Source organism: Paenibacillus sp. LK1, assembly GCF_002750415.1.
Taxonomy (GTDB): Bacteria; Bacillota; Bacilli; order Paenibacillales; family Paenibacillaceae; genus Paenibacillus; species Paenibacillus taichungensis.
Genome location: NZ_PEII01000003.1, coordinates 565,606 through 582,690, shown reverse-complemented (window position 1 = coordinate 582,690; position 17,085 = coordinate 565,606). Strand labels below are relative to the sequence as shown.

Here is a 17,085-nt window from a genome sequence, read left to right as displayed (position 1 = left end):
GTATAATCAATTCTGTTGCCGATTATTTACGACATGCGGTCGTGGTGGAATGGCAGACACGCTATCTTGAGGGGGTAGTGGGTGTATACCCGTGGAGGTTCGAGTCCTCTCGACCGCATCATAAGAACGATTAGGAAGAAGCTTCCCATATGGGAAGCTTCTTTTTTATGTTTTTTTACAGTAAAGATGAGTCCAGAAAAAAAGGTCACCCGTTTCCCTGAATGCATATTCATTCTGTCTTCAGGGGTCGGATGGCCTTCAGTTGTTATTTAAGCAATTCTTTGATGTCTGCTTCAATTTTATCGGGTGTTGTTTTGGGAGCATACCGTTTCAGAACACGTCCGTTCTGATCCACAAGGAATTTGGTGAAGTTCCATTTGATGGCTTTGGAGCCGAGTACACCCGGTGCTTCTTTGGTAAGATGCTGGAATAGAGGGTGAGCGCTTGAACCATTCACATCGATTTTCTCGAACATCGGGAAGCTGACACCATAGTTCATCTGACAGAACTCGGCAATATCATCAGAAGAGCCTTTTTCCTGTGCAAACTGGTTGCTTGGAAAACCAAGAACTTCAAACGGGGAGTCTTTAAACTTATCCTGAAGTTCTTGCAGACCTTTGAATTGAGGTGTGAGTCCGCATTGGCTTGCTGTATTCACGATAAGCAGTACTTTGTCACGATAGTTGGACATTTCAACTTCCTGACCGCGAAGGGTGTTTACTTTGTAGTCGTAGACTGACATGAAAATCGCCTCCATTTCATATTTCTCTTCCTTCTATTATATTGATTGCAATTAAATATTGCAAAATTAATATTGCTTTTTTAACTCAATTTGAGGCTGTCGTGTATGATCTGTGACTGATTTAATACCTAATTATCGCTAAAGAGAGAATTAGAGAGCTTTGATGAGATGGGTAGAGAATGGATGCGTTGTAAGCGCTATTATTGATGGGAAATGGCAAAAATCCGTCGATTCGGTGATCTGCGCAGACTTTACACCAATATGGCACGGGTGTATGATTCATATCGTAATTCCAATTTAAATTAAATTTTACATGAAAAACGAAACAAACGATAATATCGCTCTGATTATTGATTATAAAAGAACGATGTTTTAATCGCTGAGTTTCCATTCATTCATGGGTGGGAAACGGGGGAACCAACAGGATGAACTGTCCAGGACAGTAGGCATCCATGGGGTGAATTTTCCGGTGACAGCCGGAAATAGGGCGACTCTCGCGCCCGAATCCGTCAGCTAACCTCGTAAGCGTTAAAGGGAGAGGCAACAAGCCGTACGCTGGTTCATAGTGTCTTTTTGCTATGGATTATTGAAGAAGCGTCCGGGAGGCCTTGGTCCCCCACGCTTCTTTTTTGTTGTCTTTTCACGCCAAGGGAGGAACGAATGATGGATAAAGAGATGATCTTAGTGACTGCTCCAAATGAAGCAGGACGTAAATTTATCAAATTGCTGATGTACAAAAAAATGCCGTTTGCCGTTCTGACCAATAGTGCAGGGGAAGAGCGCAGGCTCCGGAGAATCGGTGTGGAGCATGTCATTCGCATGAACACGGCTGCAGCTCAGAAATGGTTTTTGCCGCAAGGTAGTGTCGGCAATGTTTTTATTTTTGAAAATAGCCTTAATCTGACCTGTCGATATTTGCAGATCTGCCGCTCCTGGACATCAAAGTCCTTGTGTGTCATTACGGAACAAAGCCACCCCAAAGGGATCTATCGGGGAATGGGAGCAGACCGTATTGTATATTCCTTGAATGGGGAAGTTGGGTTTCTGTTGAATGGCTAGTGGCTAGTACTATTCCTGTGATTGATCCAGTGTCAGCTGCCTGTTATAATTGAAATCATAAATAAACGGAAACTTGAGGAGACTCATGCATGTTGGTGGGTCTTCTTTTTTATGGTTTGGGAAATAGGGATAATTTCCTGTGGCTAACGAGGAGGAATAGGCGTGCCGGATGTACGTGGAATACAATGGTTGTTCTTTGATGTGGGGGATACGCTCGTGGACGAATGGGAGCCGGTAGATGATATTATCGGTCAGTTCGTTCGTGAAGCTTGTGCGCTTGGTTATCAGGTGGAGATGCAGACGGTGCGAGAACTATTTGCCGCCTCCTACCGAAATTACGAGCAATGGCCGATGAAATTGGCTATTCGTACCCTTATCAGCGACGAGGGGCACCGGGAACAGATACAGGAGAAGCTAAAGTTCCGCAAAGAGCTTGAGCGGCCCTTCGCGTCAGCCGACGCTGTTCTCCAGACGTTATCGCAACACTATAAGATTGGTATCATTGCCAATCAGAGCCCGGGGACGGAAAATCGGCTGGATAGCTACGGTTTGCGCAAGTATGTGGATGTGCTGGCCTGTTCGGCTGAAGAAGGAGTGTCCAAGCCTGATCCTGAATTGTATGCTGTAGCGTTGAAACAGGCGGGATGTAAACCCGAGGAAGCGGTCATGATCGGCGACAGGATTGATAATGATATTATTCCAGCTAAGAAGCTAGGTATGCATACGATCCGGATTTTGCAGGGTTATGGCAGGTTCCAGCCGGAGCTTGCGGATGCAGAGCGTCCAGACTGGACTGTTGAATCACTGGAGGAACTTCTTCCATTGCTAATGGTAACTCAAAGTTCAGACAACTAAATAAGAGCAAGCAGTATTTAAGATCTAATTGGTATGAACTAGATGGCTGCTCAAACATATAAAAGGCTGATCGTCTCAAGGGATACATGACTTGAGTTGATCAGCCTTTTTGAGTTAGACAAAATATTGCGTAGTTCCGTTTAACTTAGAATAACAGAATGGTTTGGATAATCAGATACACATTCAGGACAACGATAACTCCGGCAATAATCCAGGAGATGATTTTGAGCCACAGCTTGTTGGCAAAGGCCCCCATGCTTTTTTTGTCACTCGTAAACATCACCAGTGGAATGACGGCAAAGGGTAGCTGTAGCGACAGCACAACCTGGCTCAGAATCAGCAGTTCCTCTGTTCCGTGCTCTCCGGCAATGGCTGTTACGATGACGGCCGGAATGATTGCGATTAGACGTGTAACCAGTCGACGAAGCCATGCTGGGATACGAATGTTCAGAAAGCCTTCCATTACAATCTGTCCGGACAACGTGCCGGTGAGTGTTGAGTTCTGGCCGGAAGCCAGCAAGGCTACACCGAACAGGATGCTGGCGATGGTAGTACCCAGCAGAGGTGTCAGCAGATGGTATGCATCTGTAATTTCCGCGACCTGAGTCATACCTGCACTATGGAACACGGCAGCAGACACAATCAGGATGGCTGCATTGATGAACAGAGCAAGCGTTAAAGCGATGGTTGAATCCATGGTGGAATACAGAATCGCTTCTTTTTTCCCTTTTGGCGTTTGTTCAATCTGACGGGTCTGCACAATGGAAGAATGCAGATACAGATTATGGGGCATGACGGTTGCACCGATAATTCCGATGGCGATGTAGAGCATAGCTGGATTTTGCAAAATCTCGACATTCGGTACGAAACCATGCATGACGCCGCCCATATCCGGTTTAGCGAGAAACAGGTCAATCCCGAAGCAGAGGGCGATGGTGGCCATCAGCACAATTACGAGCGATTCCAATGCACGGAAGCCTTTGTTTTGCAGCAAAAGAATGACCAGTACATCGACAGCGGTAATAATGACGCCGTATAACATGGGAATGTTGAACAGCAGCTTGAGCGCGATGGCCGAACCAATAACCTCGGCAAGGTCGGTGGCTGCAATTGCAAGCTCACACAAGATCCATAACACGATCACAACAGGCATGCTAAATCGTTCGCGGCAAGCTTGCGCCAAATCCCGTCCTGTGACAATCCCGAGCTTGCCAGCGAGAGACTGCAACACAACAGCCATCAGGTTCGAAATCAGAATAACGGACAATAACGTGTATCCGAATTGTGAACCACCCGCAATATCTGTTGCCCAGTTCCCGGGATCCATATATCCAACGGCAACGAGGTAACCCGGTCCAACAAAAGCAAGGAATTTTTTCCACCAAGCAGCGTTCTGCGGCACCTTCATGGAGCTGTGGGCTTCCCCGAGAGATGGGGCCATACCCGCAGCCAATGGTTCATTTGAAGGAGTGTTGAACGGATTTTTTTTACTCATAATATAATCACCCGACTTTGAAGTATTGATATTCTATATGAAGAGGAACGGTGTCATTCCTTTGATTACATTTGAACACTTAAACCAAAATCAAAAGCGTAATTAAACTACTTTTCATATGTCTAAACGTTTATGTTGATACTTACATTGTACTCCTTCAATTATTTTTGTCTAGTGCAACTTTTGTGTATGAGGACAAAATTTACCGGAGAGTGAATTGTGCCTTAGTATATTACCCAACCTTGGATAAATTACCTGTGTTCCTTTCCCGATGCATGAAAAAGATAAAGATGTAAAACCTGAATAAGGATTAACAACGTTTCAAAATGAGCCAGAAGTTTAAATTGAATAGTAGGCAACAAAAAAATTAAAGGCGAAGGAGAGATTCTTAATGGAAGCTTTATATACAGCAACAGCGACAGTTAAAGGTGGACGTACAGGTTCGGTGGCTTCTTCGGATGGCGTGCTCAAGCATGATCTGAAAATGCCAAAAGAACTTGGAGGCTCCGGTGGTGAAGGAACCAATCCTGAGCAGCTCTTTGCAGCGGGATACGGTGCATGTTATGAAAGTGCTCTTGCCAATGTGGCACGCAAAGCAGGCGTGAAATTGGGGAATGTGGTGGTCACAAGTAATGTATCCATCGGCAAAGATCCGGCGGATGATGGTTTCCAACTGTCTGTACGTTTGGATGTGAGCATGCCTGGCGTGGATCACAGTCAAGCAGAGGATCTTGCTCGCAAGGCACATGATTTCTGTCCTTACTCCAAAGCAACCCGCGGCAATATTGATGTGGTACTTAATGTAGTTTAAGACCTGACTCGTAGGAGTAAAGGGAACATATAGAGCAGGGTGTCTTTGGATACCTGATGTTCGAGTACAAGACCCTGCTGGCCTTCGGCAGGGTTTTGTATTTTATAACAATTGCGATGCAGGAGATTGCATGTTGAACAGCGTACTATTTTACATAATCTACTCTTGCTTGAAGTCATACATTCGAATGAGGGGGAACGACAATGAGTATTGAAGAGATGATAGAACGACGATTTGTATGTACCAAATGCAGGGGTACGGATTGCAATATTAAGGAAGTATCCATGTCAGGAGCGGGACTTAGCAAAATGTTTGATATTCAGCACAATCATTATCTCTTCGTCGCCTGTTCTTCCTGTGGATATGTAGAAGTATTCGATCCGGATGTGTTGAAAGGGAAAAAACAGGGGCAGGTGGGTACCATTCTTGATATTCTATTTGGTGGGTAAATGTGCGTGAGTTGACATCGAACTAAAATTTCTTTAATATGATTTAGTACTAAGAAGTGTCAATGCATGAACCAAATTTGAATTAACAGGTGATATCCATGTCTTATAGACCGCGTATTGCAAATTTAGAATTAGCTAGTGGCAACAAGGAAGACGGATTGTATGAATTTAAAATGAAATTGGTAGACGGTACACAATGCCGTGTATTCTACTCCCATTCCCCGGAATGGAAGCTAACCAATATCAGCCGTCTACAGAAAACGCCTTGTCCGGTATGTCGCAAAGATTTCATTTGCAAATGCATGGACCAGTGGGCTGGTGACCTGCACCAACAAATGATTGACGACCAATGGATGGAAAAGGCAATTGCAGAGTAATTGCCAAAACAGATACGAGCGTGGGCATAGAGCCTGCGCTCTTTTTCTATTTTTCGTTACACTTAAATAAAATGTGAAAAAAGCGAACGGGATGACTCAAAACGGGTAAGTTACTCTAATAGCACACATGAGGAGGCCACGATTATGACAGCAAACCAAACGGATCAGCATCAGGGACACCCGATTGTGCTTGTGGACGGAGTTTGTCATTTCTGCCAAGGATTAACGAAGTGGATAATCAAGCGTGACCCTGAGGGGAAGTATCATTTTGCATCACTTCAATCGGATGTAGCGAAAAAATTGCTGGAGAAGGGCAATCTGTCCACGGACAGCATGGATACTTTTGTACTCATTGAGGATGGGAAATATTATACACGTTCAACCGCAGCGCTGCGTCTGGCCAAAGGCTTAAAATTCCCTTATCCAGTATTGTACGTGTTGATTATTGTACCGAAATTTATTCGAAATGCCATATATAACATGGTAGCTCGCAATCGATATCGCTGGTTCGGTAAAGATGAAGCGTGTATGCTGCCTACACCCGAAATCAAGGATCGATTCCTTTAAAAAGGCTAAGTGTGACAGATTGTATCGATGCCGATTGATTAATAACGGAAATAATTGGGTAATGAGTACGGATCAATTCTATTTTGGGAGGCAAATAACTTGAAGAAGTGGACTACATTAATTATTGGGGCATTATTAGCAGTAAGCATGACAGCTTGCGGAAGCGATGCAGATAACAGTACAGCAACGCCGCCAGCTGGAAACGAAACGTCTAACGAGGGCAATACAACTGCGGAGAAGGAGACAAAGATCCCTACATTGGATGAGTTAATTGAGAAAACGAATGCAGCGACTAAAGATATGAAAAGCTTCACTACGGAAGCCAATATTGATCAAAATTTGAAAATGGTGGCTGGCGAGCAGTCCCAGGATCAACAGGTGAAAACATCGCTGAAGATGGATATCATCAAAGATCCGATGATGATCTATCAGGAGATGAAGATGGAAATGTCCGGACAGGAAGCGCAGAATGTGAAGCAGTACATCACTTCGGATAAGATTTATTCGCAGGTGGGGGACCAGTGGGTCAAAATTCCTGACGAGCAAACGAAACCACTGATTGAGCAGATGCAGGCAAGCATGAATCCGGAAGGTGAGCTGGAGCAATTCAAAAAGATTGCCGAAGACACCAAAATTACGGAAGAAGGCGACAACTACGTCATTAACGCTGACGTATCCGGTGATAACGTGAAGGAACTGGCCAAAGCGGTTATGGAGCAAAATGGATCGGATGCCCAAACTCAAGCAATGCTTGATCAAATGAATATTACCAGCATGAAAATGAAATATATGATCAACAAAGAAACCTACCTGCCTGCAAGTACGGATGTCAACATGGTTATGAATATGGAGCAGGAAGGACAGAAAATCTCGATGGACATGAAGATGACCAGCACGTTCTCTAACCATAATGGCGTGAAAGAGATTAAAATCCCGCAAGAAGCATTGGATAGTGCTAAATAAGAAGCGTAAGGATAAGAGGGTGTGACTCTCCAATGAGAAGTTAACCTGGTAAAGTTGCTTAAAGATGTGGATCTTCTGGAGATGGCACTTCTGATATGAATTTGTGTGAACCGACAGGTTCGCTGAATTCAATCAGAGGTGTTTTTCTTTTTTTGTATGCGTTGTGGTCAGAGTATTAACAAACGGGTGAGCAGTAGTGGCTTCCGCATGGGGAGTGATAAGCCTATAGACTACAGATTGCGTATTTTAGGCATAATTTCGCTTTGTCACATGATTGATCGAGCGGCGAAGTTGCATCTCTTCCTTCCGTAGCTCTTCTAAGCCTTCTGCGTAGCGCACCAGGCTACCAAATTCGTTGTCTCGAAGGTGAGGACTGGGAATGACTGAGGTCCCTTACGGAGCGTTTAAGCGTGATAGCAACCAGATAGGTCAGAGGATTTCCTCAAGAGGTCAGCATCACTTCCGTTAACCTAACCCTTTCGTGTCCTCAAATATGACTGACAGAAGATCTCTCCCTTGGTCATACAGGGTTCGGTTGTAGACGACGTTAAGACTGATTATCCTGGCTGTATCCTCATCATGGAAGTATCGGCGTTCGAGAACCGTCTTCCCCACTGCTACGTATTGAAAAAAATCTATTCGAGCTTCTTCCTGGCCAAGAAAGCCAGAGTAAATGTCCCACGTAGCGCAACATACCACAACAAACAGATCGTCAGCGAAGAAAGTTTCGATGGCAATCCCTGCGTGCCGTTCGGTCAGCCGCACGACTTATCACCGCAATTAGGGGAACTGGGCACGCTTCATTATGGCTTTCGCAGCTAGTTGTTGCGAAGGCAGGTTCATAGCTGCTCTGTTTTTTGTTTTTCCTGAACTTTTTCCCTTGGCGAAAGCGCTTGGATTTTCTACAATAGTCATGTAAGCGATTGAATTTAGAGTTGGTGGGAAGCTGAAGAAAGTCTATTTCAGGGAAGAAGGTTGAAGAAATGATTGAATATGCACATATACACCACGTGAGTCTGGCTGTACGTAATTTGGAGGTTGCGAAGAAATTCTATTCCGGTTTGCTTCGCATGCAGGAGATTGAACGTCCGCCTTTCAACTCCACGGGCACCTGGTACGCCATTGGTAGTCAACAGCTTCATCTATTACAGCATCCGCAGGGAGATACGCTTCGTGAGGCTGGCATTGATACAACTGATGGACATTTTGCGATCTGGGTGAAGAGTTACAAGGAGACTTTGGTCTGGCTGGAACAGCAGGGAATTGAATATGAGGCAAGACCAGATAGTGTTGCCGGGTTTGCACAGATTTTTGTGCTTGATCCTGACCGCAATATTATTGAGTTTGATGCACCTTATCATTCTTGATTTTTTTGAAATAGGGGACAAAGAGATACTAGAAGAACGATTTTATTTTATAATTTTTAAATACCATTTGTATTCTAGATTGAGAGTTATTGATAAAATAGTACTTATGGGAATCGCCTTCCATATACTGCATGTTAATGCGGGTATTGGATGGCGGTTTTTTTCGAGGAAGGGAATTAGAATGAAGGTCTAATAAATTTACTTTTCTAAAATATATTAAAATATATTAAAATATATTACATAAATTATCATAGGAAAGAGGGGATGAGTTACATCCCCTCTGATTAAGTATGAGTTTATCGTACAGTGACAGTGTAGAGTACAGTATCACCGTTAGGTAAATAACCAACTACTGTACAAACTCCAGGTGACAAACCAATTATTAATCCTTGTTGATTTAAATAAATGCCGCCATAGTCCCCGCTAATCCAAAAGTTGGAGCCAGCAACTGTAATGCTCTCGCCAACTCTCAAACTAATAGGAACAGAAATTTGATCTGCAAGAGTTATTACATTGGACGTTTCTGCAGAAGCAGCACTAGGGCTTGGTGTAGCAGCAGTAGCCGCGAAAGATGTAGAACCAACAGTGAAGCACGCAACGACAGTTAATAGACCAGTAATAAGTTTCTTTTTCATCGTTATCATCCTCTCATATTTGGAATACAATTCTATTATATAGAAAATATATCCAATAGTAAACTATATTCGGAAAATAAAGTATTTTATTGGATGAATATTATGTGAACCAAGTATTAATTTTGAGATATTCAATTTTGTGAAACTGATAATGATAATTGATTTATTTCATAGCAAATTGATAAAAATATAAGCTATCGTAATTAACTATTACGAACAGGGATAAGGAATAGAATGCAAATCGACCAATACTTTGTTTAGACAAGGAAATGGTATGACAAATGGATACATAGTGATCTGGATGACCAGCTATAAGGAGTAGGTGATTAGTTGAAGTAGAATAAATCCCTTGCTCCTCCAGAAATTGTATGCTATATTATCCATACATTCATAGCACGTGACGGAAGCACCGTCCATACACTGCATATTTTTGCGGTTATTGGACGGTGCTTTTTTGTGCTTTTTTTTGCAGGGAGGGGAGAAGAATTGATTGTTCTTAAGGCAGTGCTGGCTTCTAAAGACAGAGAGTATATCAGCGCCTGGCTTGATTTTGTACAAGGCAGCCCGTCCGGCTCCAGTATACGATTTACCGCCTTTTCACAATGGGAAGCGTTCAGGGATCACATGAACGAACAGGAAGGTAGGGAACTGCCGGACCTGGTGATTGCGGAACCGGAATTTCTGAACAGCTGGCTGAGTCACGGTGGCGAAACCTCGGGTATTCCATGGTTGATGCTTAGTGAAGGATTAGATGAGGTGGATGAGGATAAACGGCTGATGAAATATCAACCATTGCCTACGCTGATGGATGCTGTTCTTAATGCTTGTCGGCAGCCGCGTCGGAAGAAAACCCATCGTCCAGGACAGGAGACACTTTCTATTGGAGTTGTATCAGCTTCCGGCGGGAGTGGCAAAACTGCGGTAGCGATGCATATGGCGAAGCAGCTGGGGCTTGCAGGATATGCTGTTCTGTATCTCAATCTGGAGACGTTAGATAGCTCGATGCCGTTTCTGGAGAAAGGTCTGTCTAGAAGTGGGCAGCGTATACTCGATGCAGAAACAGGGCTGTCACGTCTTCTTTACGATTTGAAGGTGGGCAGGAAGGAATCGGGCAAACAGGGACAAGCACAGTCTTCCTCCAAAGGGGTGGACGGATATGTACTTCGTCACGAAGTGCTGAAGTCGGATGTATTCTGGCCATTATCGAATCGGAAGGAATTGCTGCAAATGTCCCGTGAGGATACGAAGAGCCTTATTCGGTATTTGGCGGACTGCGGGCAATATGATGTGCTCATTCTGGATGGGGACTCAGGTTGGGATGGACGCAGTGAGGGGATTTTCGATGCTTCCAATGCATTCGTGTGGCTGGTGGAGGATGACATCTCTTCCATGCACCGCTGGGGTCAATGGATTCAGCACATGGAGCGTACGTGGCCGGATCTGCATGAAAGTGTACTGGATCGTGCCTGCTTCATTGTCAACAAGTATCGGGACAGCGTCATCAATGCTTTGCCAAGACCTGATCTGCATTTGGATGGAGTGCTGCCGTATATCCCTTCCTGGAAGCAGCTGAGTCAGGAGGAAGTGATGCTCAGCTCACCGATTTTTCAACGCGAAGTGAAGAGGCTATGCGCCATGATCGTACAGGATGGGGAAGAAGAACTGAAGCAGACAGGACGAATCCAGAAGGGTGATGGGTGGTCACTATGATGGATTCATCCAAGATGATACTGGACCGTGAAGAGCAGTTTCAGATCATGCGTCGTGAGGTCAGGGAAGGCCTGGATTTAACTTCTTCTGCGGGAGACGAAGAACTGTGGCAGGGAATCGAGCGTAAAGTACTTTCTGACCCGAAACTGAATGATCTGACCTCCGGGGAGCGTCATACGCTGGTGCAGCGGTTATTCGACTCCTTTCGAGGCCTGGATATTCTACAACCTTTGGTGGATCATCCCGAAATTACGGAGATTATGATCAACAGCCACCGGGAAATTTTCGTTGAGCAAGAAGGAGAGGTCAGACAGATCACGCTGGAGTTCGAGTCCAGGGAACGATTGGAAGACATTATTCAGATGATTGTATCCGGGGTGAACCGGATTGTGAATGAGTCTTCTCCAATCGTGGATGCGCGGTTGAAAGACGGCTCGCGGGTTAATATCGTACTGCCTCCGATTGCGTTGAAGGGTCCAACCATGACGATTCGGAAATTCCCGAGTGAACCGATGAAGATGTCCGATCTGATTGGTAAAGGTGCCCTGCATGAGGAAGCGGCAGAGTTGCTGAAGCAGTTGGTGCGCAGCAAATACAATATTTTTATCGGCGGCGGAACCGGGTCGGGGAAAACCACTTTCCTAAATGCATTATCTCAGTTTATCCCGGCGGATGAACGGATCATCACGATTGAGGACTCTGCTGAATTGCAGATTGTCACCGTACCCAATCTGGTATCGCTGGAGACGCGCAATGCGAATACCGAGGGCAAGGGGCAAATATCTATTCGGGATTTGATCAAGTCATCCCTGCGGATGCGTCCAAATCGAATTGTCATTGGTGAGGTACGTGGCGCAGAAGCGCTGGATATGTTGCAGGCCATGAACACTGGACATGATGGAAGCTTGTCTACCGGACACGCGAACACGATCTCCGATATGATCAGCAGATTGGAGACCATGGTGCTTAGTGGAGCGGATCTTCCCATCGCGGTTGTCCGGCAGCAGATCAGCTCGGCCATTGATATCTTTGTACATTTATCCCGGCTGCGGGACCGTTCACGTCGGGTGACCGAGATTAGTGAAGTGATTGGCATGCAGGATGGAGAAGTGCTGCTCAATTCACTGTTTCGTTTCCAGGAAATCGAAGAAAAAGAAGGCAAAATTATTGGCGGACTCGTGCAAGTTGGAACGCTGAGACAAGTGGATAAAATTCAGATGGCTGGGCTAGGGGAATGGTTGAAAGAGTACATAGAACGCAATAGCGATGAGTTAATTGAATCAGATAACAACGTAAATTAGTTGTTTTTATGGGTAGGTGATGAAGTTGGGTGAGGCCAGACAGGCGTTAACGGACTACACCGTGTATACGCTATCCCGGAGGCAGCGGATGGGCTGCATGCTGATTAGTGGTTTGTTGTTCTTTGGTGTCGGTATTCTATTCTATCATCACTGGTTGGCCGGATTGATATTGGCTGCGGGGTGTATATGGGTACCAAAACATTGGACAAAAGTACTGCTGGAACGAAGAAGAATGACTCTCAGTTTGCATTTTAAGCAGGCATTATATGCGTTGTCCTCCGCGCTGGCTGCGGGAAAATCAGTAGAGAATGGATTTAAGGAATCCGTGGAGGATCTGCGCATGCTGAATCCTGAAGCGGATACAGATCTCATTCGTGAATTCACCATTCTGAGGACGCGGATGGAATATGGTCAGCCCATTGAAGAGGCGCTGCAAGACTTCTCGGATCGGGCCAAAATTGAGGATATCACAAACTTTGCCGATGTGTTCATCACATGTAAGCGAACGGGTGGAGATCTGGTCGAAGTGGTAAGGCGAACCTCGGCGGTAATTGGTGAGAAGCTGGATATTCAGCAGGACATCATGGTAGCGGTGGCACAGAAGAAGTTTGAATCTAAAGTGATGTTTGCCGCTCCATTTATTTTTCTGATTTTTCTAAACTTTACGGCCAAGGATTTTATGGAGCCGTTATACAGCGGGATGGGATATATGATCTCCAGTGGGGCATTGGCGTTACTTGCCTGCTGTTATTTGTGGATTACACGCATAATGGATATCAAAGTATAAGGAGCTGACACGATGTTGCTTCCCGTTATTTTCGGAGGGGTGCTCGGAGCAGGGTGGCTGGTGCTGGATCGAACGCGAGGGCAGACCTACCGACATTTGCGCAAACTGGATATGGAAGGAATACGTCTGAAGAAGCTGCATGGCCCCTTTTTGTTTTTACTGGACAGGTTCGAGGTGGGCCGCAGATTGCCTGTGCTCATGTTCCGTATGCAGCATGCCATTCAGAAAATGTATGGCATACAGCATAGTGGAGAGAAAACGATGCTCTACTGTGCTGAGATGCTGACTTATTCGTGGCTGATGTTGCTCGTAGGCTGCCTTCTGGCGCTCGTTGGGGACATGGGGCTTGGGGGTATGGTAGGTGGATTGGCACTCGGTGCTGCACTGCCCTTTGCACTCTACAAAGATCTTAACACCAAAGTACAGCGAAGAGATCAGGACATACTCATGGAGCTGCCAGAGTTATTGAACCGAATTGTTCTGCTAGTTGGTGCGGGAGAAACGGTGCAGCGTGCAATTGTTCACTGTGTAGCCAGTCAGGGAGAACGGAATCATCCTCTCTATAATGAGCTGCGAAAGACGGTCGGGGATTGGAACAACGGTTACTCGTTTCAACAATCCTTTGAACAGTTCAGTCGTCGCTGTGGTGTACAGGAAGTGACGATTTTTACAACAACAGTGCTGCTGAATTTCCGGCGAGGGGGAGGTGACTTTGTACTGGCGCTGCGTGATCTGTCCCATGTGTTGTGGGAGAAACGAAAGGCTGTTAGTCGGGCTAAGGGAGAACAGGCTTCTTCCAAACTGGTGTTTCCGATGGTACTGATCTTTTTTTCGATTGTGGTGATGATCGGGGCACCTGCTTTTATGATGATGAATATGTAGGAGGAATTGGGGATGCTGGAATTGATGAAAAGCAAGGCAACTGGATTTTGGAAGGAAGAGGATGGGCTTGGTACGTTGGAGCTGATTCTGATCATCGGCGTTATTATCATTATTGCATTAATATTCAAGGATCAAATTAAAAAATTGGTAGAAAGACTGTTAACGAATGTGAGCAATAGGAGTAATGAGTTTTTTGAGTAAAAAATTCAAAAAGGAAGAAGGGAGCTTCACCATTGAAGCCTCCCTGGTCTTCCCTATTGTGTTGTTTATTCTCGTGTTGCTTTTATTTTTCTCCATGTACATGTATCAGAAGACATTTCTGAACCAACATACGTATGCAGCTTCTGAACGTGCCGCCTACAGCTGGGACAACAGCTACAAGCAGGCGATGACGGGTGAATTTGTGGCTGGGGAACATGACAACTTGTACTGGAGACTGACCGAAGATCGATTGCTCGGAGCACTGTTTGGTTGGGCGGGAGCGGACAATGAGGTTATTGTTTCTGTACCTGCGGGAGAAGGCGGAAGTCTATCGGAAAAGAAACTGTCCCAAGCGGCACAAGGAATGCCCTCTGGCATGAACGGGACAATTGAATATCAGAACTCGCTGATCCAGCGAAAAGTTACAACCAAGCTGGAACAGGTGATTTCTTTACCGCTGCCTTCTTTTTTATTTGATTCAAGTAACAATGTACTAACACAAGGATCATCTGCAGTTGTAGAGCCGACGGAATTCATCCGAACGGTGGATCTGGTCCGTTATTATGCAGCCAAGTTTAAAGGCAAGGGCGGAGCCGCATCCAGTACTGCCGCTGAAGCGGGACAGGTTGTACAGCATTTTGGCAAAACCAAAAAATGAGGAGAGGAGGAGGAAACACTGTTCAGAAAAAAAGACGGTGAATCTGGAGCCGTAACCGTGTTCTTGATCTTGATTTTGGCTGGAATCTTTATGTTTGTTTCCATTTTCATTGATTATGCACGTATTGCTGCTTTCAAAGTACAGGCAGAACGAATGACGCATGCAGCGATGAGATCTGTGATGTCAGCCTACGATACTTCCTTGCGGGAGTATGGTCTATTTGGATACGGTGACAGCAGTGGTGAGTCCATTATGGCCAAGGTGCTGAATGATAGTGTGAAGCCCTCGGCTGTGAAAGATGGGTTTCCCATTCTGGATATCCAATGGGATACGACTTCACTAAGCATGGAGCGTGAACTGGGCAGATACGATATTTTTAATCGCCAAATTCAGGAGGATATGAAATATCGTGCACCGGTTGATTTTACCCTGGAAGTGGTCAACCGTTTTAAGCCGATGTCAGAAGAGATGAAAGAAGCTGCTCATACTGTGGATCTGCTCAAAAAATTGCAAAAACTGTATGACAAACGTGAGGAATTGCTTGACGAAGCAATAGCCAATCAGACGGAATCCGCCGATAAGCTGAAGGGTCTATCTGCACTGATTATGAATCCGCCTTCCTCTGCCATTTACGATGAGATGTTAAGAGAGACGCCAGAGACAGCTGCCGAAGCAGCGGCGCGTTATGCGGATTATCTTAACAAAAAACAAATGGATGAGGGACTGCCATTCAACCAGCAACAGTACATGCTAGAGCTGGCTCGTTATCGAACAGGCGTAGGGAATGTGGCGACAGGCATAAGCACGATCATACAACCAGCATTGCAGGCTCACCAGGCTAAATTGGAGGAAGCCCAAGTCAAGATTGAAGAAGCTCGCAAAATCAATGAGGAAATGAAGCGGGTAATCGCTGAGGGGGAGAACCGTTCACAGAATGCCAGTTACGAAAAAGTAGGCAACTCAACGCTGCCTGGGACGAGCCCTCCGTCTACCGGATCGGGAAATGAAGCCAAGAGTACACGCTCCCTTGCTTCGGAACTTGTAAGAGCCGACACACTGTTTGATCAGTTAAATGCACATGTACGCTCTCAAAATTCGGATTTTACCAATGTCAGAAATGACAGTATGGAGCTTAATACGCAGCTTCGTTCGGTTACAGTAATGAGTGGTGTCTCCATTAAACCAGCGGTTAGACAGGCTAGTCAGGTCACGGAACGATACATGGATACTTATGTAAGGAGTGGACCTTCCAATGTCATTCTCCAAAGTAAACAGCTGTTGGAAAGCGGTCGTGGAGCCGATGCCCAGCGCAAAGCGAATGATAAAGAATCCAAAGGGAAGTTGAAGGATGTTAAACGCATATTATCACAAATCGAAAAGGGGAGCTCCGGCTCCATGGAAGCCTTCAAACAGCTGGAGGAGTACTACAACGCCAACATGACTTTTAACCAAGCGAGCCGTGAGGAAGCCAAGAAGGCAGAGATTGCTGGCGATCCGTATGACTCCGGTGGTAACGCCATGAACGGAATGGACAGTTTGTTCGGAGGAATGTCCAATTTGCTGGATAGTCTTGGCGATGAATTGTTTCAGAATGAGTATGCACTGGCGTATTTCAACTCAATGGATTTTGGGCAGTTGCTAAACTGGACTGAAGGTAGTGGAGATGCTGGTGAAGTGTTCAAACTGGAGAATCAGGAACTGGAGTACATCGTATATGGTTTTCACAATCCTTCAGGGAACATTGCTGCTGCATATGCGGAGATCTTTGGCATGCGTCTGGCGATTCGAACTGCAGAAGGATTAATTGAGAATAGCAAGCTGGGGAACCCACTACTTGTATTATCTGCTGCAATTTTATACGGAATTACAAACGCTATAGCAGATATGGTGAAACTGGCTAAAGACGGCAGTGTGGAATTGTCCAAATATATCAAAGTCAAGCTTACATACAGGGACCATCTGCGTTTGTTCCTATTAATGCATAGCAACAATGAACGCAAAATGTCCAGAATGTTGGCTTTGATCCGATTGAATACCGGCGTGAATCCGGATGAGAAGCAGACATACGCTTCAGGAAACATGCGCAGCAGTATTAAATTGTGGTTTTTACCAGGAGTCATAAGAAGTATAGGCGCTGTCATGGGTAGTGAAGATCAGGTAGAAGATGGGCGATTTTTCATTGATCGAAAGGCCGATTATTCCTATTGAGTAATCTGGATCGTTTCG

The 17,085-nt window shown here is 45.3% G+C and carries 19 protein-coding genes, 1 tRNA gene, 1 pseudogene and 1 riboswitch; of the genes and pseudogenes, 18 read left to right on the top strand and 3 right to left on the bottom strand.

Annotated elements, in window-relative coordinates; genetic code table 11:
- Positions 1 to 35: 35 nt before the first annotated feature.
- Both CS562_RS09865 and CS562_RS33810 read left to right on the top strand, forming a co-directional pair.
- Positions 36 to 118: transfer RNA gene (locus tag CS562_RS09865), tRNA-Leu, on the top strand.
- A gap of 103 nt (positions 119 to 221) precedes the next feature.
- Positions 222 to 290: pseudogene (locus CS562_RS33810) on the top strand (hypothetical protein); the annotation flags it as partial.
- On the opposite strand, the gene CS562_RS09860 reads toward CS562_RS33810, so the two are convergent.
- A complete protein-coding gene (locus tag CS562_RS09860; RefSeq protein ID WP_024629320.1) occupies positions 266 to 742 on the bottom strand; it encodes a glutathione peroxidase in 477 nt (158 codons plus the stop codon). The pseudogene CS562_RS33810 and the gene CS562_RS09860 overlap by 25 nt on opposite strands.
- A 367-nt stretch (positions 743 to 1,109) precedes the next feature.
- Positions 1,110 to 1,285, top strand: a riboswitch (cyclic di-AMP (ydaO/yuaA leader).
- 120 nt (positions 1,286 to 1,405) lie between these two features.
- Here CS562_RS09860 and CS562_RS09855 point away from each other — a divergent pair.
- Together CS562_RS09855 and CS562_RS09850 are read left to right on the top strand one after the other, a co-directional pair.
- Positions 1,406 to 1,801 carry an HAD family hydrolase gene (locus tag CS562_RS09855; protein ID WP_024629322.1) on the top strand — a complete coding sequence of 132 codons (396 nt, stop codon included), beginning with the start codon at positions 1,406 to 1,408 and terminating at the stop codon, positions 1,799 to 1,801.
- 162 nt (positions 1,802 to 1,963) lie between these two features.
- Entirely contained in the window at positions 1,964 to 2,656 is a 693-nt protein-coding gene (locus CS562_RS09850) for an HAD family hydrolase (protein WP_175383733.1), read from the top strand.
- Between the two features lie 145 nt (positions 2,657 to 2,801).
- On the opposite strand, the gene CS562_RS09845 is transcribed toward CS562_RS09850, so the two are convergent.
- A complete protein-coding gene (locus CS562_RS09845; protein WP_063564630.1) occupies positions 2,802 to 4,097 on the bottom strand; it encodes an Nramp family divalent metal transporter in 1,296 nt (431 codons plus the stop codon).
- Positions 4,098 to 4,542: 445 nt separating this feature from the next.
- On the opposite strand from CS562_RS09845, the gene CS562_RS09840 reads away from it, so the two are divergent.
- From CS562_RS09840 to CS562_RS09810, 7 genes are all read left to right on the top strand, one after another.
- Positions 4,543 to 4,962: an organic hydroperoxide resistance protein gene (locus CS562_RS09840; protein ID WP_099855295.1), complete on the top strand. Its 420-nt coding sequence runs from the start codon at positions 4,543 to 4,545 to the stop codon at positions 4,960 to 4,962.
- Between the two features lie 203 nt (positions 4,963 to 5,165).
- Positions 5,166 to 5,411 (top strand): zinc ribbon domain-containing protein, encoded by a 246-nt coding sequence (locus tag CS562_RS09835; RefSeq protein WP_024629326.1) that lies wholly within the window; start codon positions 5,166 to 5,168, stop codon positions 5,409 to 5,411.
- A 98-nt stretch (positions 5,412 to 5,509) separates the two neighbouring features.
- A complete protein-coding gene (locus CS562_RS09830; RefSeq protein ID WP_024629327.1) occupies positions 5,510 to 5,788 on the top strand; it encodes a hypothetical protein in 279 nt (92 codons plus the stop codon).
- Between the two features lie 144 nt (positions 5,789 to 5,932).
- Entirely contained in the window at positions 5,933 to 6,355 is a 423-nt protein-coding gene (locus CS562_RS09825) for a thiol-disulfide oxidoreductase DCC family protein (RefSeq protein ID WP_099855293.1), read from the top strand.
- Between the two features lie 99 nt (positions 6,356 to 6,454).
- Positions 6,455 to 7,318, top strand: a complete 864-nt coding sequence (locus tag CS562_RS09820; protein ID WP_099855292.1) for a DUF6612 family protein — start codon at positions 6,455 to 6,457, stop codon at positions 7,316 to 7,318.
- Positions 7,319 to 7,897: 579 nt separating this feature from the next.
- Positions 7,898 to 8,140, top strand: coding sequence for a hypothetical protein (locus CS562_RS32570; RefSeq protein ID WP_125477256.1), 243 nt, complete (start codon positions 7,898 to 7,900; stop codon positions 8,138 to 8,140).
- A gap of 161 nt (positions 8,141 to 8,301) precedes the next feature.
- Entirely contained in the window at positions 8,302 to 8,685 is a 384-nt protein-coding gene (locus CS562_RS09810) for a VOC family protein (RefSeq protein WP_076291720.1), read from the top strand.
- A 296-nt stretch (positions 8,686 to 8,981) separates the two neighbouring features.
- Here CS562_RS09810 and CS562_RS09805 read toward each other — a convergent pair whose 3' ends face one another.
- Complete coding sequence (locus CS562_RS09805) at positions 8,982 to 9,320, bottom strand: BLB8/JUQZ-1 family protein (protein WP_076291721.1); 339 nt, start codon at positions 9,318 to 9,320, stop codon at positions 8,982 to 8,984.
- Between the two features lie 486 nt (positions 9,321 to 9,806).
- Here CS562_RS09805 and CS562_RS09800 point away from each other — a divergent pair, with 486 nt between their 5' ends.
- Genes CS562_RS09800 through CS562_RS09770 form a run of 7 tightly spaced genes read left to right on the top strand, consistent with a single transcriptional unit; the run spans position 9,807 to position 17,067 of the window.
- Complete coding sequence (locus tag CS562_RS09800; protein ID WP_099855290.1) at positions 9,807 to 11,030, top strand: nucleotide-binding protein; 1,224 nt, start codon at positions 9,807 to 9,809, stop codon at positions 11,028 to 11,030.
- Complete coding sequence (locus CS562_RS09795; RefSeq protein ID WP_373561706.1) at positions 11,030 to 12,331, top strand: TadA family conjugal transfer-associated ATPase; 1,302 nt, start codon at positions 11,030 to 11,032, stop codon at positions 12,329 to 12,331. The genes CS562_RS09800 and CS562_RS09795 overlap by 1 nt, the downstream gene beginning before the upstream one ends.
- A gap of 25 nt (positions 12,332 to 12,356) precedes the next feature.
- Positions 12,357 to 13,118, top strand: coding sequence for a type II secretion system F family protein (locus CS562_RS09790; RefSeq protein WP_257219441.1), 762 nt, complete (start codon positions 12,357 to 12,359; stop codon positions 13,116 to 13,118).
- A gap of 12 nt (positions 13,119 to 13,130) precedes the next feature.
- Positions 13,131 to 14,000 (top strand): type II secretion system F family protein, encoded by an 870-nt coding sequence (locus CS562_RS09785; protein ID WP_099855288.1) that lies wholly within the window; start codon positions 13,131 to 13,133, stop codon positions 13,998 to 14,000.
- Positions 14,001 to 14,012: 12 nt separating this feature from the next.
- A complete protein-coding gene (locus CS562_RS09780; RefSeq protein ID WP_076291724.1) occupies positions 14,013 to 14,201 on the top strand; it encodes a Flp1 family type IVb pilin in 189 nt (62 codons plus the stop codon).
- Positions 14,194 to 14,859 carry a TadE/TadG family type IV pilus assembly protein gene (locus CS562_RS09775; protein ID WP_257219440.1) on the top strand — a complete coding sequence of 222 codons (666 nt, stop codon included), beginning with the start codon at positions 14,194 to 14,196 and terminating at the stop codon, positions 14,857 to 14,859. Before CS562_RS09780 ends, CS562_RS09775 begins: the two co-directional genes overlap by 8 nt.
- A 57-nt stretch (positions 14,860 to 14,916) precedes the next feature.
- A complete protein-coding gene (locus CS562_RS09770) occupies positions 14,917 to 17,067 on the top strand; it encodes a hypothetical protein (protein WP_099855283.1) in 2,151 nt (716 codons plus the stop codon).
- Positions 17,068 to 17,085 lie beyond the last annotated feature (18 nt).